Here is a 19,100-nt window from a genome sequence, read left to right as displayed (position 1 = left end):
GAAGGAGGGCGATCATGAGAATTCGTAAACTGCGTCTTTTACTTGAACAATATGGCGATACGACCCTTCGCGACATCATCGTAGAAATCTATCGTCAACTTCCGAAACAAGTCATCGAAGAAAAAGATCTTGATTTGATGTTATCCCAGTTTGCGAAGTATAAAGGATTACAGAAAGAACAGGATCAACCGACTGTCGAACAGGCGATCGAGCAAACAGAACAATTCATTCAACTCGCATATGATTTACAGTACTTGGAGCCGAATGAGCTGGTCTCCGTCCGCGAACAAAAAAATTGGTACGTGACGGCAAAACGCCTGCTGAAACACTTGCGCCATTATATCGGTCGAAAAAATGGCACACGGGTTGTTTTTGAGGAATTCTTTTTTTTACTTTCTTCAGCCGCCGGAGAAGAACCGCTTTTTTTAAGTAACGATCCCTTCCGATTGATTAAGGTCACACAAGTCGAACTGTTCGAAGAACTGGTCGGTTATTACAAACTGGACGCATCGGATCAGACTTGGATGCAACGCGCCATCTATACTGCCGTCAAGGTACCGATCGATGTCGACACGGAACGAAGCGACCTCTTCCTCGCCGTCCTCACACATTGTACGGACGTCAGTGAACGGGAGGCTTATGTTGCCTTATTAAACACGCATGCCAAAAAACTCCGGGCGAAAGTTCGTGTCGATGCGGACATGCTGGTCTTGTATCAAGAAATCCGTTTTGCCGAACTGCATGCGCTGATCGCTTTACGTGAACTCGAACGTGCTGAAACGATGTTGTTTACGGAGTATATTCCTTATTTCTCACATCGTTCGACGCCCTTCCGGTATTATCTTAGTTTGCTTGAACAAGCCGGATTAAAGGATGAACATGATCGGATTGAACGGGTCGGACGACGTAAACATATTCACTTTTAAGCTGAAATCCCTGCAAAAAAAGACGAAACGTTCTTCGGCAAGTCCCGAGAACTAATCGTCTTTTTCTTTAATCTGTCGCATTTACGATTCCTAATCCAACTGTCGCAAGCAAAGCAATGCAGGCGAATAAAAAAGCCATATCGTTTGGAGAGTCGAATCCGTCATATGTCGGTTCCTTTTGATCCGTGATAATCTCATCCATCGTCCCGTAACTGCCGTATGTGGTAGATTGCCGGACTGTCGTTTCTTTTTTTTCAATTTCCTGTGCGTGAACAGGATTCATACCGATCAGGATCAAAAAAAGACCTGTCGCCATCAGTAGTCTCGTCATCTCATCACCACCTGATTATTTACCTTTAATTTCAATTTAATACATTAAAATACCATATTTTTTGTTATACTAAATGCACTGGCTTTCATTTTTTCTGAAAGGACGTGCACGTGTTGAACATTTTATCGTACGACCAATTATCTCATCCACAACGGCGTTTGGTCCATCGCTTACTCCGTACCACTCCGTCTTCCCCGTCATCATTTTCCTACCCACCGATCGAACACCAGCAATGGACGATTTGGCATGAAGATCATGTCCAGGCAACTCTCGGATTTCATGTTTTCGAACATACCGTTCAACTTTTAAATGCTTCCTATACCGATCTACAGGCGTTTCAAATTCTCGCTCACCATGTCCATTTGCAGGCACTCTCGTTTTCTCCCCGTCATATCGATGTCCAAATCATACCGCCGAACGACTTTGGATTCATCACGACCTGGAACGCTTTAGGGTACTCTTTGTCCTGTGAACAATTTCGGCTGATTGGTCTGACGCGTGGCCGACCCGTCTCCGTTCAATTTAAACCACTTTCCTTGCGCAACCGTCAGTTGTTCTTGACGATTCGCAATGACGCAATCCGTTATTCCGACTTTCTTTTCCCTTATGATGCTATCCATCTCGATTATTTAGTCGATCAAGGTGTCCTGCCCTACCTCGTCTACGACAAGAACACTGTTGTTGGAACCCTTCTGATTGAACAGCATAAGCAGGTCGTCCGCCTTTTGGAAATCACGTGTTTACCCCAATTAAAAAACCAGGGATACGGGCGCCGGATTCTCGATACGTTCCAAATGAAATTACATAAGAAAAATATCTTATCTTTTGAAGTGTATTGTTTTTCGACCCATCAAGAAGCTCTTCGCCTGTATCAACCGACAACTTTTTGTGATATTCAAATTTTTTCGAATTGGCACCGTTATTCCTGTGAACCGGTTTCGTTAACTACGTAACCGTTGAACGATTTCCGAGTATTCGCTGAGTATATATTGATCATCCAACGTATTGAAATCGATACCCGCCTGCCGCTTTAAATGGTCGCCGATGACAAATAAACTTTCGTAATAATCCGTTCCCATACTTGTTGCAAGACCCGGTTGATGATTATGAAATGCCAATAAGGCATCCTTTAGAATTTCCTCCTGATTTTGTTCCATCAAAACATCGTCTAGCATCTTCGGGAATTGTTCCGTCTGACGACCGACGATCGCATAAAAAAGCGGAAAATGTTTGGCATATCGAAATGTTGTAACATACCGGGTGTTCTCAATGATGGATTGCAGGCTTTCAAACTTCGCTCGTTGGAGCCGTTCTGCCAGACCGACTGTCGCCGGATGTTGAAACAACGGAAGACTCTGTTCATCCGGTGCCTGCTCATGCGTCAACAACAACACGATGTCCAGGGTATTGATTTCATCCGTTTCAAGAAAACGGTCACTCCGTTGCAATGTCGTTGTGTAGTTTAGGTCCAACCCCGAATCGACGGCAAGTTGAAACAAGACGTGGTCATAGACTGTATACAAGCCTACAGGAAAAGATAACGGCTGTCTGACAAGCGACCGGTGACCTTCGACTGTGATAAGTTGATTCAGATCGAGACCGGATGCAAGCAACTGTCGAAACAGCAGCGCGCCCTGCTCGATTTCCGTCAATTTCATCAGTAAACGGTCCATCTCAATCAACGGCTGTTTCGTCTCAAGAGCTAACGCGAGATGTTTGTCCGATTGAAGCGCGACGGCCCGTCCGACAAAATTCAAAGCTTGCCGCTCCTGTGCTGTCAGCAATTGATTATATGTTTGAAAGGCTTCGTTCTCAAGTGTAAGAAAAGCATTCAGCGCCGGAGCGATGGCTTCGTTTTTAACAAATCTTTTCATAAATTATTGTCCCCCTGCATGATGTCTCTCTTCGTAGTGTACGCAATATTGAATCGTCTTGAAAGGCTCAAAAAAAATCTTGGCAGCTTCTTTATGGAGAAAGAAGCACCAAGATTTTTATTTTTTACTTAACTGGAGATGTGAATTCCGGAATGCTTCATCCTGTTTTCCGGTTTTTTCAACACTGGTTCCAACCGAGCCGCTGTATTCAATCTGTTGTTTAGGCTGAATGAATTCATAAGTAATTGCCGGTTCACCGCGCAAACGTACTTTAATCACTTGACGATGTTGAATGGAAAAAGAAGCCTTCACTTCCAGTAGTGACGTTTTATCGATGTTGTGCTGTGTCTGCAACATCTTCGTCAACTGTTCTTCTGCACTGCGTTGACTACTTTGAAGTTCAGCGTAGGAAATTCCGACAGCAAACGACAATACGCCAATCAAACTTAACGCGAGAATGACCAGTACTTTTTTCAATGACTGACTCACCTCCAGACAAAGTTCTTCCTGCTCTCTTCATCGGTTCGTACGTCCTATTCCTGAAGTCTTTTTGAATCTTCCCCCAAGTTCATTTGCATGTCTAGATGAGGAATTCCGTCCTCTAAATAGACATCGGACGTTTCTTTAAAACCAAAGGAACCGTAAAACCGTTTCAAATGTGCCTGAGCCTGGAGATCAATCAATGATTCCCCTTGCTTCTCGATGTGAGTAATCGCTTCGTTCAACAGTTTTCTTGCTACGCCGTTTGACCGGTAATCCGTTTGGACCGCTACCCGACCGATTGCAACGGCGCCTGACGACTTCCTCGGCAAAATGCGCAGGCAACCAATCAAACGTTCGCCGTCATATGCGAGACCATGCAGGGCATCTTGATCACGGTTATCGAGTTCCGGGTACGGACAATTCTGCTCCACGACAAATATATCTGTTCTTAATTTCAATAATTGATACAAGCTTGTATTATCCAACTCATTGAACCCCATCCACTTTGTCTGATACATACCTGATTCGCTCCTCTTGGCTTCTAAATTCAACCTCTGAACAATCGGGACAACCGGCAGGAATAGATAACGACCGGAATTCCGTTGAACAACGTGTCTTTTTCCCATTGTAACCCATTCGCCCGCGCAACATTTTGCGAAGAATGATTTTCCGGATGAATGATGGAAATGAGACGGTCATGTCCCCGCTCGAATGCTTCGCGCATCAGTCGTTTGGCTGCTTCCCGGCCATATCCCACTTTCCAATGAATCGGCGTCAACCAGTAGCCGACTTCGAGTTCCTCGATTCCATCGACTGTTTGTAAAAGCAGTCCGGCAAATCCAATCGGTTCATTCGTCTCTTTTTTGATTAACAATAAAAATCCGGTTTGCCGCTCATCCTTGTAGCGATCCAGTTGACGCTCAAACCAACTCCGCGCCTTATCCTCGTCTAAGACGACACCGCCGTTGATGTAACGCATGACCTGCTCATTTTGAACAAGGGTTTTATAAAACGTAAAATCCTCTTCTACGAACGGTCGCATTTCCAGTCGTTCACTTTCCATTTAAATCCCCTCTTTCCGGATGACAGTCGTTTCTTTAATTTTCCCTTTTTTACTTTTATTCATTCACAATCCGCTCATTTTTTATAAAAAGAAAACAACATCTACATGTTGATTCGATTACATTCTTCACGAACAGCTTGCTTTTTATCTGTCAACTCTGTATTTTGGGAACAGTATGCTAAACATCAATCACGGAATTAGTGTAAAATATATTTTGAGCGTTTTTTGGCTGAATGGAATTTATGAAAAAGGACTGAGACATGATGACTGAGCAATTATTAGCTGGATTATATGAAGGTATTGCAAAAGAAGCTGTTTTAATTAATGAACCCTTAAAAAACCATACGTACACCAAGATGGGTGGACTGGCAGATTTATTCCTCATCCCGTCGACATACGAAGAAACTGCATTCGCTGTCCGGTATGCCTATGAACATGACCTCCCGTTGACGATGCTTGGAAACGGTTCGAATCTCGTTGTCCGCGACGGCGGTATCCGCGGCATCGTTTTATCCTTTGAAAAATTAACGGATATTTCGGTTGAAGGACATGAACTGATCGCGCAGAGCGGTGCGGCCATCATCCAGGCTTCACGTATCGCCTACGACCACGCCTTAAGCGGTCTTGAGTTTGCCTGCGGTATCCCGGGAACGATTGGCGGCGCACTCATCATGAATGCCGGTGCCTATGGCGGAGAAGTAAAAGACTGCCTCCACAGTGCAACGGTCTTGACACGTAAAGGTGAGCTGTTAAACATCTCACACGAAGAACTTGAGCTCGGGTACCGGACAAGCTGTTTTTCGAAAAAAGAGTACATCATTCTCGAAGGACGTTTTTCATTAACAGAAGGCGAACCTGCTTTAATCAAGGAAATGATGGACGATCTGACGCATAAACGTGAGACGAAACAACCTCTCGAGTATCCTTCATGCGGGAGTGTCTTCAAACGTCCGGAAGGATATTTTGCCGGTAAACTGATTCAAGACAGCGGCTTGCAAGGTGCACGAATCGGTGGCGCGGAAGTGTCACAAAAACACGCTGGTTTCATTGTCAATATCAAGGATGCCACAGCGACCGACTACATCTCGCTCATCCGCCACGTTCAGGAAACCGTCCAGGAAAAGTTCGGTATCTTACTGGAGCCGGAAGTAAAAATCATCGGCGAAGAAGCTTGATTCCTGTTCATCCCATCGAACTAAACAAGGGAGCACCGCGGCATGTTAATTCTGCCCGGGTGCTCCCTTGTTTTTCTTTCCGTCAAAATTCCTGCATTAGATTGCCCAGTTTCCGTCACGCATCAATGGTTCGCGTGTCCCGTCAGACAACTCACCGTCAATCGACATCTGACCTGAACCGATCATGAAATCGACGTGTGTCATTGAATCGTTTGCGCCTTGTGCCGCCAATTCTTCATTTGATAAACTCGGACCGTTTTCGAGACATGTTGAATACGCACGACCGATTGCCAAGTGACACGAAGCATTTTCGTCAAATAACGTATTGTAGAACAAGATACCCGAATCTGAAATCGGTGAGTGGTGAGGTACGAGGGCCACTTCTCCGAGATAACGGGCGCCTTCATCCAATGAGATGAGTTCGTCAAGCGCTGCCTGCCCCTGTTTTGCCTCGGCTTTGACGATTTTTCCGTCTTCAAACCATAATGTGAATTCATCAATCAGATTCCCGCTGTAGCTGAGCGGTTTCGTGCTCGAAACATGACCGTTGACGCCTGTTTTCTTCGGTAACGTAAATACTTCTTCCGTCGGCAGATTGGCGATGAAGTCAACACCATCCGCGTTTGGTCCGCCGCCACCTAACCAGACGTGACGCTCCGGCAGTTCAATCGTCAGTTCCGTTCCGGGTGCTGAATAATGCAACTTGTTGTATTTCTTTTCTGTCAGGAAGGTTGCTTTCGTCCGCAGGTTCGCATCATGTTGCTCCCACGCCGCGACCGGATTGTCCTGATCGACACGTGTCGCCTTCAAGATAGCTTCCCACAGGTCTTCTACAGCGTGTTCCGAGTCTGGGAATACCTTTGCCGCCCAGGCATCTGACGGCGCGGCTATGACGCACCAGCTGACGTTATCGCTCATGACGAACTTACGCCAATTTGCCAATGCCACCCCTGCAGCTTTATTCGCCCGGGCAATCCGGCTGGATTCGACGCCGTTTAATAAGTCAGGATCTTCACTGACAACGGACAGGAAGGCTGTTTTTTCTTCTGCCAACTGATCAAAGCGGGCTTTCAGCCAGTCCGGGAACGCATCAAATGAATCTTCCGGTGCGTCGAAGTAACGGATTTTCGTCATTTCGTCATCTGACCATTGGACGTAGACATTCGAAGCGCCCACTTCGTAGGCAACGCGTGTGATTTCACGGACTAGCGGTGCATTTTCAATCCCCGCCCGAATTTCGAGTTGCTGACCGGCTTGCAGGTTAATTCCTGTACGTACCGCAAGTGCGGCATATTTTTTTAATTGTTCTTGAGTCGGCATTATGTAATCCCCTTTCAACTATTACTCTTATTTTCACGAAATAGTTGCAATTTTGCAAGAAATAAGGTGAAACTAGAGATACAGAAGGAGTGTTGATGATGGAATTTACACCAGGCGATTTTAAATCCGCTTACACCTATTTTCACCGCCAAGCGTTAAACGCGGTCGGAAATGCAAAAGCGCAAGAAGACTTATTGATTCAAGGGGAACTCGGATTAGCCCGATTGACGACAGATCTTGCCTCTGAGGACGGCTCGGATGTCGAACGCGAAGCAGAACTTGTTCTTTACTTCCAGCTCAAGCAGTTGCTCGAGATGTTACGTGCTTTGTACAACAAACGTTTCGAAATGCAACCAGAACAGGAACAACTTTTATTGACGGCCGTTTTGTACTTCACGTCTCCGGTTGATGCCCTGTCCGATGAAAATATTTTAGGCCTGTTCGATGATGCTCAAATCGTCGAAGCCATTTATGAAGAACTAGCAGCAGATGTCGATCGTTTTCAACATCTCGAATAATGACAGACATCAAAAAAGAAGGATCCGATTTTTCATCGAATCCTTCTTTTTTGTTTTTATAACGACGTCCTTAACGATTTTTAAGCTTTTTGTTTGGAAGCGATGTTGATTGTCGCTGCCTGTTCGTTTGACTGTTCTACTTCCAGCTTTGATTTATTAAGCCATGTGTAAACCATCCCCATGAACAATGCTCCGCCGATGATGTTTCCAAGCAATGCCGGAACCAGGTTATGGATCGCACCGGCAAAGGAAATCGCTTCCGGATGCGGAACGACTAAAGCCAGTGAGAACAAGGCCATGTTGGCAATGACGTGATCAAAACCGGAGGCAAAGAACACAGCAACTAAAATCATCATCATCATGATTTGTGCCAGTTCGTTTTTCATATTTTTCGGAATGAAAATCGCTAGACAGACCATCCAGTTACAGAAGATGGCTCGTGTGAAGATCTCCCATGTCGTATGATGAATTTTCGTTTCGGAAACAGCAAACAACCAGTTCTCCATTCCGAGCTCCTGGATAATTCCTGTCTGTGAAAAGAGTAAGGCGAAGGCAAGTCCACCAAGACCGTTTCCGATAAAACATAGTGTCCATACTTTCAATGTATCCATTTTCGAAGTAAAACCACGCATGGTCGACGTCGTGAAATACATGGTGTTTCCGGTAAACAATTCTGCTCCGCCGTAGACGATCAAGACGAGTGCGACACCGAATGTCAATCCACCGACAAGCGTCGTAACCGGTGATTCATTTAAATATAAACCGTTGATTGCTTTGAGTGTAAATATGATGGCAAAACCAATGAATACTCCAGCTAACATCGCTCGAACCAAATATTCCAGCGGACGCATCCGTAGCATTTGTGTCGATTTGACAGCTTTTTTTCTTAACCCTTCTAATGCTTCTACTTCATTCATTGTAGAAACCCCGCTTTCTTTTGTTCAACACTTCACAATGTCTGTTCATTTATTATCATACTTCCATCTTATAAGATGTTCAAGTCATGAATAGACACTATTTAACGTTTTATTAAAAGAGCAGGATGTAAACGATACCATTGTGTCAAGTTTGTGAAAAGTGCCTTTTCTTGGTGAATACAACTAGTTTGAAGGAAGGATTTGCAACGCATCCTCAAATTTTTTAAAGAATACCGACCGTCTGGATTCGACCAGTACATAGTCTTCGACAACGACGCGGTTAAATCTGGTTGCGGAAGAAGTAGCCCGTTCAATATCCCGCGGTGTATAGTCTTCAATCCGTTGTCGGTCCGTCTCAAACGTGACGTCAGAAACTGTGTCGGTGTAACGGATTTGAAGTTCAGATAAATCAGAGACACTTAAAAAAAGTGCTAATGTATGATGCATGATCAGCTTGGATAATCGGCTCTCGAGAAAAGAAGTGCCAGCAGACCGGATCGTCTTTTCATTACTGCCTGTCCAGTCCGCCTGTTCTTTTCCGGCCGGTTCGTATGTCATCTTCACGGACGTCCCCTCTATCGATACAGCAGTCAACGCTTCGGAAAATGGCAACTGCTTAACTAGCTCTTCAATCGCAGCCGTATTGGAAACCGATATCCCGACATGACGCGCAATCACCTGACCATCCTTAAAACGCTCTTCTTCCGGTGGCTGCTGTAAATTCAGAACAAACCATGATCCTGCCGATAATCCGAGTCCAATGCAGAGAATGACCAGTATGATTTTTTTCAAAAAAATGGTCTCCTTTCTGAAAAACAGATGGTTTGATTGTTCTTTTTTCAAAACAGGGGTTGAATTAATCCTCATATCAGCGTACTCTTGCAGGCAGATACTTTATGGAGGAGGAGCATGAGATTACTCATCAATCAACATGAAAACTAAACAGCCCGCAAAGAAAAAACGTACAGAGAAAATCGGTTTCCTCTTGATCGGGACGTTGCTGTACTCGTTGTACATCAGTCTTCTCTTATCGCCGAATGATATCGGATCCGGCGGAATCATGGGAATCACACTTATTGTTCAGGAATTATTCCACACGCCAATCGGCTTGACACAACTGGTCTTGAATATTCCACTTTTTTTACTAGGATTTCGTTTTTTGAGAAAACGTTTTATGTTTTTATCCGGTCTCATCGTCTTGGCTTCATCATTCCTGATTGACTGGATTCCGACTCAAATCGTTCCGGAATCTTTAAATGATCCACTGGTCGCTTCCATTTTTGCCGGACTTGTCTCCGGTTTGGCAATGGCTTTAATCTTCTTTGGTGGCGCCTCGACTGGCGGTCTTGATATTCTTGGAAAGTTCTTTTATGCCCGCTTCCACAATTGGCCGCTTCCGCGTATTTTTTTAATGCAGGATTTAGTCATCTATGTACTTGTCTGGTTCGTGTTTGATTTAAAACATGTCATGTATGCTTTAATCATGAGTTTCGTTCGAGCAAAAGCACTTCAGACAGTATACAGTTTTTACTCTGCTTCTAAACAATGTATCATCATTTGTGAAAAAGCCGATGAAATCAATGATGTCATTACAAAAGAACTTGGGCGCGGTGTAACGATTCTCGATGCCCGCGGCGGATATTCGAAACGAACGAAAAAGATGGTCTATGTCGTTGTTCAGAACAATGAAATTCTTAAGCTTCAGGAAATTGTTTCCTCCGTCGAATCAAATGCCTTTGTTACATTTTCTGAAATTCACACGGTCTTCGGTAACTATAAAGAGCATTCCTATTCTTTTTAATAGCCTTAATTCTGTCGCCGCTACACTCGTTGTAGCGGTTTTTTTGTGTATAATACGCGAATCCAAAGAAAATGTTCCACATTTTTCTGAAGAATCCTTCACTTTTTGGGAAATAGTGGTTAAGCTAATGACATTACGTTTTGTAAAAAAAAGGACGAATTGTATGAATCAATTATGGCGTCACCGCATCATCCTTATTCTAGTCGTCAGCCTGTTTGCCTCGATCCCCCTCCTCTACGCTCTCAGCGGGTATCGTACGATTTCGAAGCTGACGGCAGAGATGCATACACAGGACATTCCAATGATTAAACAAGTGGACCAACTGATAGAGCATAATCGCGACCGGGCGAATGCTGTTCGGGGACTGCTATTATACGAAGATGATCGTTACATCGAACAATACTATTTTTCCACCTCTAAAGTTCATGATTTACGACGATTACTGAATTCCTCCAATCAGACCCCCGGGGCAGTAAAAGATTTATTGTCACGCAACAATGCGTGGGAAGAAGAGATTCAAGAGGTGTTTACCGTCTACGAAACAGATCATCCGCAACGTGCGAAAAAGTTGGCGAAACAAACGACTCAAACGACTCAAACAATTCTTGAAGATCTGTCGCAGATCAAAGACAAATTATATCGTGATCTGGAGCAAAAACTGGAATTGACTACTGAAATGACGGCAGAATATAAACGGATGTGCTTCAGCTTATCCATTTTAGCTTTTTTGTTAATCGCAACGACCATTATTTTATTTCACCGGTCCAAACCAATTCTCGAAAACAAAACAAACACGTACCGTCCGTAAGAACGATGCGTGTTTGTTTTTGTGATGGAGCAGACTTATGAGGACGCTTTCCCCTCGTTTACATGCTCCATGGCCAGATGGACGAGCGATGAGACATGGTGATCGTCCAACGAGTAGTAGACGACCTTACCTTCTTTTCTATATTTCACCAAACCTTGTTTCAGCAAGGTGCGGAGATGGTGAGAAGCTGTTGCAATCGAGCAATCTACCGAAGCCGAGACATCACAGACGCAAAGTTCCTCTTCTACCGTTAAGGCGTAAGCAATCCGCAGACGCGTGGCATCTGACAGGACTTTGAATAACTTTCCGATATCTGTCGTCGGAATCGTATCGACGACTTGCTCAATCTCTTGCGCACGTACCTGATCAATCGCAATCGTTTCACAACGTGGTGCATCCACAGTCATCACCTCTTTCCCTTTAATTCCACCATCGTTTCAAATGAATTGCAAGGAAATCACTCCAAGACTCCAACGACTGACTCCTTTAAATCCGGTAACTGAACATCGAAAAACAAAACAGGTCTGCTTCCCGTTCATCCAAAGCGGAAAGCAGACCTGTTCATTTGTCACGGTTTCGTCTTGAGACGGCATAAAAGAACCAACCGCCCAAAAAATTTCCGATATCCCATACGATACGATTGGAATCGACGGCACGTACACCGATATCAATCACACCTGTACTTTTCAAACGCTCCTGGTAACGTTTCCGTAAAAAACGGGGTAACGGAAGCGGCAGCAGCATCCGGTAAAAAATGTCCAGATGTGTGTGTCCCCAGATTTCCGTTGCGATGGAACTCGTTTGAATGAGTAAGGAACGTTTATACTGTTGCTGGTATTTATTCTTTAATAAGACCGCCAGTTGATAGGAATAACGATTCGGGAAAGGAAATAGAGCTGCCCCTAAATGATATTTCCCGCGATTTTCGACTCGAATGATTTGCGGTTCGATTTTATATCGAATCCATCGTCCTCGAAATCGAACAGACTGCCATTTCACGACCATCACCTCTAGAAGGATTATACCCTGTCTGAAACGCTCTGACGCACTTGTTCGACGGTCTGTTTAAACTTTTTCGTCGTTCGTTCAATTTCCGGATTGGCAAACAAAGCGGACACCACGGCATATCCATCTACGAGAGAATCAAGTAACGATACATTTGTTTCGCTAATTCCACCGATGCCTACTAACGGGATGCGAACGGCTTTCCTGATTTGCTCTAATGTCACACGTGACATGAATGTCGCATCTTGTTTCGTCGCCGTCGGAAAAAGTGACCCGACTCCTAAATAATCTGCACCGTCCTGCTCTGCTGCCACAGCCTGTTCGACCGTTGAAACGGAAACACCGATCGTCGCCGTCGGTAACAATCGACGTGCTTCCGTTAAAGGAATATCATCTTGACCGATATGCAGGCCCGCTTCGACTAATAAAGCGATATCGATCCGGTCATTGATAATCAACGGAATATTATAACTGGCAGTCAGATCCTTCAGTACAACGGCTGATTCGAGAAAATTCTTACCCGACATCTCTTTTTCCCGTAATTGAACAATCGTTGCACCGCCCTTAATCGTTGCTTCGACAGCATCCTCCAAGGGAAGATGCGGGTGCAGACGTCTATCCGTCACTGCATAAATCAAGTATTCACTGTCCATTCATCTGCACCTCCGGCAAACTTTCCTCTGTCATCAGACTGACCGCATCAAACAATCCGGTCCGAAAACTGCCGATACCAGGACGATTTCCGGCCGTTTCCCCTGCTTTTCCCATGGCGTACGTCCCAAATACAGCTGCGTCGAAATGATCGTATCCTGCTCCCAAAAAAGTCGCAATCAAGGAAGCGGTCATACATCCTGTTCCCGTCACTTGGCCGAGTCGTTTTGTTCCGACGTCCAAATGATGTTGACGGACTCCATCTGTCACAAAATCAACGGGTCCGGTGACGACGATGACTTGTTTCGTCTGGGAAGCGAAGGCGTGAACACTTTGAAGATCGAGTGATTCTCCTTCCGCCACATCGACCCCTTTCGTTCGAGCAGCCTGTCCAAGCAACGTTTTAATTTCCGAAGCATTTCCTTTGATGACCGTAAAGGTGATTTCCTCCATCAGTTGTTTCATAAAATCCGTTCTTAATGTCGTGGCTCCCGCGCCCACCGGATCCAAAATGACCGGTTTCCCCAGCCGGTTAGCCGTTTTCCCTGCTAGCAGCTGTGCTTTGCGCATGTCCGGATTGATGGTTCCTGTATTAATCACGACGGCGTCTGAAAGACCAACCATCTCTTCGACTTCGAGCAGGTCCTCTGCCATGACAGGAGATCCTCCAAGCGCAAGTGTCATATTAGCACAATCATTGATCGTGACGGTATTCGTTAAATGATGAATTAATGGTTTTTTATCATGGATGCGTCGTAGCATGTGTATCCCTCCAAAGTTCATGAAAATGATGTGTCGGTCCAATTCCGTGTCCAAGAGCAAAACCGTGACGAATCGCTTCGGTCACATAACGTTTCGCATAACGGACGCTGTCTTCCAGTGAATGACCAAGAGCCAGGTTGGCAGCGATAGCAGCGGACAACGTACAGCCTGTCCCGTGCGTATGACGGGACTCAATCCGTTCTTGTTCAAAGACAACATACCGTTCGTCCGTATATAAAAGATCAGTGGCGTCTTGCCCTTCCAAATGCCCGCCCTTGAGCAACACAGCTCCTGTTTGTCGTTCAATCAGCTTGACCGCTGCTTGCTTCATATCAGCAAGTGAATGGACGGTTCCACCGATCATCCGCTCGATTTCAGGAATATTCGGTGTCACAAGGGTCGCAAGTGGTAACAGCTGTTCGAGCAATGCCTGTTCCGCATTCGGTTGTAACAAAGCATGGCCACCTTTTGCGACCATGACCGGATCAAGAACAATCGGCAGAGGATACTTTTCCAGTTGTCGGGCAATCACTTGAATCGTTTCCTGATTAGAAACCATTCCAATCTTGACGGCATCGACACGGATATCTGAAAAAATCGAGGTTAACTGTGCCTCCACAAGTTCGGGAGAGACGTCTTCAACCGCTTGAACACCCAATGTATTTTGTGCCGTAATCGCCGTGATGACACTCATGCCATATACACCAAGTGCTGAAAATGTTTTTAAATCCGCCTGAATTCCCGCTCCGCCACCGGAGTCGGATCCGGCGATCGTTAATACGTGTTTCATTCCAATTCCTCACTTTCCCGTGAGCAAATAAGGAGAAAACGGACAACAAAAAGCGCCGTCCGCTGTAAAAAAGCAGACGACGCCATGAATAACCAGGTTCACCGGTTAAAGTAATCATGTCTTCGATCTCAACTTTCCTACGCTGGTATTATCCAGTTCAGGTGACAGGGTCGAAAACAGAATGGTTTTCCTCTCAGCCGGACTCCTCCAGCTCCCCTAGTTGCTCGTAATTTAAATTCTTTTTCACTGTATCACAGCACCATCAAAAAAACGAGCCGAAGCTCGTTTTTACAAGTATCCAAGTGGATTAACCGTGTTAGCAGGTCCTGACGCGCTATATTGATATCCACCAATATGCAGTTCAAAGTGCAAATGCGGTCCTGTCGAATTACCCGTACTCCCAAGAGTACCAAGCCTTTGACCTTGAGTGACCGTTTGACCTGCTGAAACCGATAACGAATTCATATGACCGTACACCGTTGTATACACTTGACCGTCAAGGAAATGGGAAATCATGACGTGATTCCCGTAAGGTCCGCCGCTTCAGGCCGTAATGACTGTTCCGGAAGCCGCCGCACGAATTGGCGATCCGACAGGTCCGCTGAAATCGACACCGTTATGGAAAGTATAACCGTTCGCTCCACTGGCCGGTCCGAATCCTTGTGAGACACCACCCGAAGCCGGACGAACAAACTTCGCCGATCCGGTCGGTCCACTGCTGACAGGAGTCGGAACAACCGTTGATTCACTTGATTCAGGCTTTGATTTTGCTGCTTCTTTTGCTGCTTTTGCTGCTTTTTCCGCTGCTGCCTTTTCGGCCGCCGCTTTTTCTGCGGCGGCTTTCGCTGCTGCTTTTGCTGCCGCAATCGCTCTTTCTTGAGCTTCTAAAGTCGCCTGTAATTCTTTGGCACTCAACAGTTTTGTCGTAAACTTCGTCTTCCCTTTACGTAATTTTTTCAGGGTTGCGCTCCGTTCTTTCATCTGTTGTTTTAATTGTTTCTTTTGAATGAGCAATGATTTTTTTTCTTGAACACGCTCTTCTTTTTTAGTGATGAGGTTCTTTTTCATTTCCGCCAGCTTTTCCTGTGTTTCCAAATAAGCAGAAATCATTTTATCATCTTGTTCGGCGATTTTTTTACCGGCCATGACACGGCTGAATAAATCCCCCAGGTCTTTCGAACCAAAAATGACTTCTTCCCATTTGATCGAATTACCGTCGTTTTCTTGAAGTACACGTAACCGGTCTCCGAGCAACTCTTCTTGACGTGTGAGCATGATTTCATAGCGGACGATTTCCGCTTCCAGATCTTCAATCTGAAGGTTTAGTTGTTTAATCTGCTTATTTTTTTCGGAAATCCGGAAAATATTTTCATTAATCGCTGCATCAATTTTATTGATTTCGCGTTGTTCCGCCGATATTTTGGCTTCTTGCTTTTTAATGGCTTTTTCCAATCGACGCTGTTCTGTCGCATTTTGAGATTTCTTTTCTTTAATCGTTGCAGCATGACCAGAAGTCGGCGCAGTTGATACGAGCAACACTCCTAACAATACCGTTGACAACAATTTTTTTAACATGTCTCATTTCCTCACTTATGTATGATTTCTTATTTGAAAAGTAGTTAATTCAAAGTATTTATGTCTGAGATTGATTATAGCATCGTAATAGTTTCAGTAAAATTTCATTTATGTTTCAAGTGAAAGCGTTTTTTTGTAATATAACATTTTTCATTTTGATCAAGACACACAAAAAAAAGCGATTGCCATAGCAATCGCTTTTTCCGTAATTATAACATCGACATTGGATTTACAGAATTCGCCGGTCCTGAAGCACTGTAGCTGTAACCACCTACATGAATTTCAAAGTGTAAGTGCGGGCCTGTTGAATTCCCTGTGCTGCCAAGGGCACCGATTTGTTGTCCTTGACTGACACGTTGTCCAGCATGTGCATTTAATGAACTCATATGCGCGTAAACCGTTGTATATGTTTTTCCATTTAATTGGTGTGCGATCATGACATGATTACCGTACGGACCACCACTTGATGCAGTGATAACCGTTCCTGTTGCTGCTGCAACAATCGGCGTACCGACCGGCGCTCCGAAATCAATTCCATTGTGGAAAGAATAACCGTTCGAACCGCTTGCTGAACCATATCCTTGTGTGATTGATCCACTTGTCGGGTGAATAAACATAGAAGAAGATGATGGAGCAGGTGTTGGTGCTGCCGGTTCCGGTGTTGGTGCCGGTGCTGCTTTCGGCACAGTCACAGATGGCGTAGATTGTTTCGTCGACGTAGCAGGTGTTGACGATTTTTGTTCCGCTTTGGCTGCTGCTTTAGCAGCGGCTGCTTCTGCCGCCTGTTGTTCAGCTGCTGCTTTTTGAGCCGCTGCTGCTTGTGCTGCCTGTGCTTCTGCACGTGCTTTTGCTTCACGTGCCGCTTGCGCTTGACGCTCTTTTTCGATTCGTGCTTCACGTTCGCGAGCTGCTTTTTCAGCTGCAATTGCTTGCTCTTGCGCGATCAAAATTTGTTGTACTTCTTTTGCATCCATCAACTGAGTTTCAAATTTCTTTTTCTGTTTCCGGAGTTCTTTTAAGCGTTTGTTACGTTCTTTGAGCTGTTGCTCAAGTTCCGCTTGTTGACGTTTCAACTCTTGTTTCTCCGTCACAAGTTTTGCTTTTTTATCTTTTAATTCTTGTTGAGCAGCTGCTAATTTTTTTTGTGTGTTTTGATAATCGGTAATCATTTTATCATCTTGTTGTGAGATGGATTTCCCCGCTAAAACGCGGCTGACCAGATCCCCGACATCTTTTGATCCAAAAATGACTTCTTCCCATTTAATGGAGTTCCCATCATTTTCTTGCATGACACGAAGACGGTCACCAAGCAGTTTTTCTTGGCGTTTTAATTTCGCTTTGTACTTTTCGATCTGCTTTCCAAGTTCAACGATTTCTGCTTCAGTTGCTTTGATCTGACGGTCTTTTGTTTCAACTGCAAACATTTTTTCGTTTAATGCTTCGTCCAAGCGGTTAACTTCTTGCTGAGTCTTGGAAATTTTTTGTCCTTCTTGATTAACGGACGATTCTAAGTTTTTTTGTGTTTTGGCATTTTCTTGTTGCTTCTGTTCGTTTTTAGCTTTTTGTTCACTTAAGTCATCTGCTGCTACGAAGTGAGGAGTCGATGAAAGAATAAGTGCCGAAACGATGAGCGACGCGAACGTTTTTTTCATGTAGTATTCCCTCTTTTTCTGTGTAGTTTATATAAGTAATCGAGTGATGATATTTAAATTTAGTAATACTTTTTAAAAATTATAAGAACGTTTTTGATTATAGCATTCATTTTCCTTGTATTATATTTCAGTGAGATGTCATTTTGGATAAGTTCTCTTTTCGCTCCTATCCAGACACCCCAACCGGATCTTCTTCATTGCGTGTTGGAAAAGAGTTTGACACACTATGACTATCGAAGTAAAGGAGGAACTGTTATGTATTTAGATCATACCGGCATCGCTGTTCGGGATATGCAGGAAGCGATTACGTTTTATACGACCGTTTTAGGAGGAACGTTAATTCGTGAGTACAGCAATCCGACACCGGGGGTTGCGTCTAATATTGCTGTCATTGAATTTGAAGATGCGCATATTGAATTGTTGACTCCGACAAGTCCGGAAAGTCCGATTGCCCGCTTTTTAAAACAACGGGGAAAAGGCGTTCATCATATTGCCTATCGTGTTGATGATTTGGACCAAGCCATTTTGGAAGCAAAACAACGGGGAATTACATTTTTAGAGGACACCTACCGTCAAACTCCGCTCGGCCGACGATTAATCTATATGGACCCCCGTCATTCGCATGGGGTCATTACGGAACTTTGTGATTATCCGGAAAACTAAAAAATGAGCGTCCGCTGATCGAAGTCAGCGGGCGCTCATTTTCACTTTAAGCAGTTATCCTAATTTAGCTAGCATTTCGCGATTAAATGCCGGAATATCATCCGGTTGACGGCTCGACACGAAGTTGTCATCGACGACTACTTCCTTGTCTTCATACGACACTCCCGCATTCTCTAAATCGATTCGAATCGATTTATATCCTGTCATTTTGCGTCCCTTGACGATTTTCGCGTTAATCATCAATTGTGGACCGTGACAGATTGAGAAGATTGGCTTTTTAGATGTATCAAACTCTTCCGTAAATGTGACGAAACGATCGTCTTCACGGAGTAAGTCCGGAGAAAAACCGCCTGGAATCAATAGTGCGTCAAAGTCTGAAGAAGATGTTTCATCAATCGTTACATCGACTGTTACTTTTGCTTCTTCTTGTTTCCCGACGAGTTCTGCACCTTTTTCTGTTCCGATGACTGTTACTTCATGACCCGCTTCTTTTAACGCATCGACAGGACCTGTAAACTCGACATCTTCAAAATGATCAGCAAGCACGACTGCTACTTTTTTACCCATTGTTGCTCATCCCCCAAATTAAAGTTTTTGTTACTTGTCCATTCCCCGGTCTCGCGGTGAAACCGGATCGTCCGGCATCTCGTCTTTTCCTTTTAATACTTCTTCCTGTTGTTCGGGTGAAAGCTCACGTTCCTTGTCCGTCAAACGTTTTCGTTCGTCTTCAAACTGTTCGTTTGGTCGTTCCGTTTCTTTTGGAGCCATCTGCTTCCCCTCCTTCAA

24 protein-coding genes, 1 pseudogene and 1 riboswitch are annotated in these 19,100 nt (G+C 44.6%); of the genes and pseudogenes, 7 read left to right on the top strand and 18 right to left on the bottom strand.

Translation table 11 applies throughout. From position 1 onward, the window contains the following. The first annotated feature begins 14 nt into the window (after positions 1 to 14). A complete protein-coding gene (locus tag KNQ07_RS13990; RefSeq protein ID WP_214767328.1) occupies positions 15 to 926 on the top strand; it encodes a hypothetical protein in 912 nt (303 codons plus the stop codon). Between the two features lie 67 nt (positions 927 to 993). On the opposite strand, the gene KNQ07_RS13985 is transcribed toward KNQ07_RS13990, so the two are convergent. Then, on the bottom strand, positions 994 to 1,257 hold the full coding sequence (locus KNQ07_RS13985; RefSeq protein ID WP_012369463.1) for a hypothetical protein: 264 nt from the start codon (positions 1,255 to 1,257) through the stop codon (positions 994 to 996). A 110-nt stretch (positions 1,258 to 1,367) separates the two neighbouring features. Between KNQ07_RS13985 and KNQ07_RS13980 the strand changes: the two genes are divergently transcribed. Further along, positions 1,368 to 2,210 carry a GNAT family N-acetyltransferase gene (locus tag KNQ07_RS13980; RefSeq protein ID WP_012369462.1) on the top strand — a complete coding sequence of 281 codons (843 nt, stop codon included), beginning with the start codon at positions 1,368 to 1,370 and terminating at the stop codon, positions 2,208 to 2,210. Here KNQ07_RS13980 and KNQ07_RS13975 read toward each other — a convergent pair. The 4 genes from KNQ07_RS13975 to KNQ07_RS13960 all read right to left on the bottom strand — a co-directional run bounded on the left by KNQ07_RS13975 (position 2,199) and on the right by KNQ07_RS13960 (position 4,677). Next, positions 2,199 to 3,131, bottom strand: coding sequence for a hypothetical protein (locus KNQ07_RS13975; protein WP_214767326.1), 933 nt, complete (start codon positions 3,129 to 3,131; stop codon positions 2,199 to 2,201). The two genes, KNQ07_RS13980 and KNQ07_RS13975, sit on opposite strands and share 12 nt — an antisense overlap. Before the next feature lie 117 nt (positions 3,132 to 3,248). After that, entirely contained in the window at positions 3,249 to 3,608 is a 360-nt protein-coding gene (locus KNQ07_RS13970; protein ID WP_012369460.1) for a hypothetical protein, read from the bottom strand. Between the two features lie 56 nt (positions 3,609 to 3,664). Then, positions 3,665 to 4,132 carry a GNAT family N-acetyltransferase gene (locus KNQ07_RS13965; RefSeq protein WP_214767324.1) on the bottom strand — a complete coding sequence of 156 codons (468 nt, stop codon included), beginning with the start codon at positions 4,130 to 4,132 and terminating at the stop codon, positions 3,665 to 3,667. 29 nt (positions 4,133 to 4,161) lie between these two features. Next, positions 4,162 to 4,677 (bottom strand): GNAT family N-acetyltransferase, encoded by a 516-nt coding sequence (locus tag KNQ07_RS13960; protein WP_012369458.1) that lies wholly within the window; start codon positions 4,675 to 4,677, stop codon positions 4,162 to 4,164. Between the two features lie 260 nt (positions 4,678 to 4,937). On the opposite strand from KNQ07_RS13960, the gene murB reads away from it, so the two are divergent. Beyond that, positions 4,938 to 5,852: a UDP-N-acetylmuramate dehydrogenase gene (gene murB, locus KNQ07_RS13955; RefSeq protein WP_214767322.1), complete on the top strand. Its 915-nt coding sequence runs from the start codon at positions 4,938 to 4,940 to the stop codon at positions 5,850 to 5,852. Between the two features lie 96 nt (positions 5,853 to 5,948). Here murB and KNQ07_RS13950 read toward each other — a convergent pair whose 3' ends face one another. Beyond that, the gene (locus KNQ07_RS13950; RefSeq protein ID WP_214767320.1) at positions 5,949 to 7,172 is read right to left on the bottom strand and encodes an aminopeptidase; all 1,224 of its coding nucleotides are present in this window, start codon (positions 7,170 to 7,172) and stop codon (positions 5,949 to 5,951) included. Between the two features lie 98 nt (positions 7,173 to 7,270). Here KNQ07_RS13950 and KNQ07_RS13945 point away from each other — a divergent pair, with 98 nt between their 5' ends. Then, positions 7,271 to 7,690: a hypothetical protein gene (locus KNQ07_RS13945; RefSeq protein ID WP_251139561.1), complete on the top strand. Its 420-nt coding sequence runs from the start codon at positions 7,271 to 7,273 to the stop codon at positions 7,688 to 7,690. A gap of 80 nt (positions 7,691 to 7,770) precedes the next feature. Here KNQ07_RS13945 and KNQ07_RS13940 read toward each other — a convergent pair whose 3' ends face one another. Continuing rightward, the gene (locus tag KNQ07_RS13940) at positions 7,771 to 8,607 is read right to left on the bottom strand and encodes a formate/nitrite transporter family protein (RefSeq protein ID WP_012369453.1); all 837 of its coding nucleotides are present in this window, start codon (positions 8,605 to 8,607) and stop codon (positions 7,771 to 7,773) included. A 183-nt stretch (positions 8,608 to 8,790) separates the two neighbouring features. Then, positions 8,791 to 9,399, bottom strand: coding sequence for a hypothetical protein (locus KNQ07_RS13935; protein WP_012369452.1), 609 nt, complete (start codon positions 9,397 to 9,399; stop codon positions 8,791 to 8,793). 139 nt (positions 9,400 to 9,538) lie between these two features. Here KNQ07_RS13935 and KNQ07_RS13930 point away from each other — a divergent pair, with 139 nt between their 5' ends. Then, positions 9,539 to 10,408, top strand: a complete 870-nt coding sequence (locus KNQ07_RS13930; RefSeq protein ID WP_214767316.1) for a YitT family protein — start codon at positions 9,539 to 9,541, stop codon at positions 10,406 to 10,408. Positions 10,409 to 10,571: 163 nt separating this feature from the next. After that, entirely contained in the window at positions 10,572 to 11,216 is a 645-nt protein-coding gene (locus tag KNQ07_RS13925; protein WP_214767314.1) for a CHASE3 domain-containing protein, read from the top strand. A 35-nt stretch (positions 11,217 to 11,251) separates the two neighbouring features. Here KNQ07_RS13925 and KNQ07_RS13920 read toward each other — a convergent pair whose 3' ends face one another. The 8 genes and pseudogenes from KNQ07_RS13920 to KNQ07_RS13890 all read right to left on the bottom strand — a co-directional run bounded on the left by KNQ07_RS13920 (position 11,252) and on the right by KNQ07_RS13890 (position 17,651). Continuing rightward, on the bottom strand, positions 11,252 to 11,617 hold the full coding sequence (locus KNQ07_RS13920; protein ID WP_214767312.1) for an ArsR/SmtB family transcription factor: 366 nt from the start codon (positions 11,615 to 11,617) through the stop codon (positions 11,252 to 11,254). 160 nt (positions 11,618 to 11,777) lie between these two features. Continuing rightward, positions 11,778 to 12,221: a hypothetical protein gene (locus KNQ07_RS13915; RefSeq protein WP_251136039.1), complete on the bottom strand. Its 444-nt coding sequence runs from the start codon at positions 12,219 to 12,221 to the stop codon at positions 11,778 to 11,780. A 14-nt stretch (positions 12,222 to 12,235) separates the two neighbouring features. Next, positions 12,236 to 12,874 carry a thiamine phosphate synthase gene (gene thiE / locus KNQ07_RS13910; RefSeq protein ID WP_012369447.1) on the bottom strand — a complete coding sequence of 213 codons (639 nt, stop codon included), beginning with the start codon at positions 12,872 to 12,874 and terminating at the stop codon, positions 12,236 to 12,238. Further along, complete coding sequence (gene thiM / locus KNQ07_RS13905) at positions 12,864 to 13,634, bottom strand: hydroxyethylthiazole kinase (protein ID WP_214767308.1); 771 nt, start codon at positions 13,632 to 13,634, stop codon at positions 12,864 to 12,866. Before thiM ends, thiE begins: the two co-directional genes overlap by 11 nt. Beyond that, positions 13,615 to 14,424, bottom strand: coding sequence for a bifunctional hydroxymethylpyrimidine kinase/phosphomethylpyrimidine kinase (gene thiD, locus KNQ07_RS13900; protein WP_214767306.1), 810 nt, complete (start codon positions 14,422 to 14,424; stop codon positions 13,615 to 13,617). Before thiD ends, thiM begins: the two co-directional genes overlap by 20 nt. A 117-nt stretch (positions 14,425 to 14,541) precedes the next feature. Beyond that, positions 14,542 to 14,652, bottom strand: a riboswitch (TPP riboswitch). Between the two features lie 60 nt (positions 14,653 to 14,712). Beyond that, positions 14,713 to 14,946: pseudogene (locus tag KNQ07_RS16155) on the bottom strand (M23 family metallopeptidase); the annotation flags it as partial. A gap of 21 nt (positions 14,947 to 14,967) precedes the next feature. Continuing rightward, positions 14,968 to 15,999, bottom strand: coding sequence for a murein hydrolase activator EnvC family protein (locus KNQ07_RS13895; RefSeq protein WP_251139559.1), 1,032 nt, complete (start codon positions 15,997 to 15,999; stop codon positions 14,968 to 14,970). 209 nt (positions 16,000 to 16,208) lie between these two features. After that, on the bottom strand, positions 16,209 to 17,651 hold the full coding sequence (locus KNQ07_RS13890; RefSeq protein WP_214767304.1) for a murein hydrolase activator EnvC family protein: 1,443 nt from the start codon (positions 17,649 to 17,651) through the stop codon (positions 16,209 to 16,211). A gap of 255 nt (positions 17,652 to 17,906) precedes the next feature. Between KNQ07_RS13890 and KNQ07_RS13885 the strand changes: the two genes are divergently transcribed. Beyond that, complete coding sequence (locus KNQ07_RS13885) at positions 17,907 to 18,314, top strand: VOC family protein (RefSeq protein ID WP_012369442.1); 408 nt, start codon at positions 17,907 to 17,909, stop codon at positions 18,312 to 18,314. 54 nt (positions 18,315 to 18,368) lie between these two features. Here KNQ07_RS13885 and KNQ07_RS13880 read toward each other — a convergent pair whose 3' ends face one another. Next, on the bottom strand, positions 18,369 to 18,881 hold the full coding sequence (locus KNQ07_RS13880; RefSeq protein WP_012369441.1) for a type 1 glutamine amidotransferase domain-containing protein: 513 nt from the start codon (positions 18,879 to 18,881) through the stop codon (positions 18,369 to 18,371). 30 nt (positions 18,882 to 18,911) lie between these two features. Further along, complete coding sequence (locus KNQ07_RS13875; protein ID WP_012369440.1) at positions 18,912 to 19,082, bottom strand: hypothetical protein; 171 nt, start codon at positions 19,080 to 19,082, stop codon at positions 18,912 to 18,914. Positions 19,083 to 19,100 lie beyond the last annotated feature (18 nt).

It is taken from the genome of Exiguobacterium sp. s145, assembly GCF_018618835.1.
GTDB classification, from domain to species: domain Bacteria; phylum Bacillota; class Bacilli; order Exiguobacteriales; family Exiguobacteriaceae; genus Exiguobacterium_A; species Exiguobacterium_A artemiae.
This window is presented reverse-complemented; position numbering and strand designations above follow the sequence as displayed.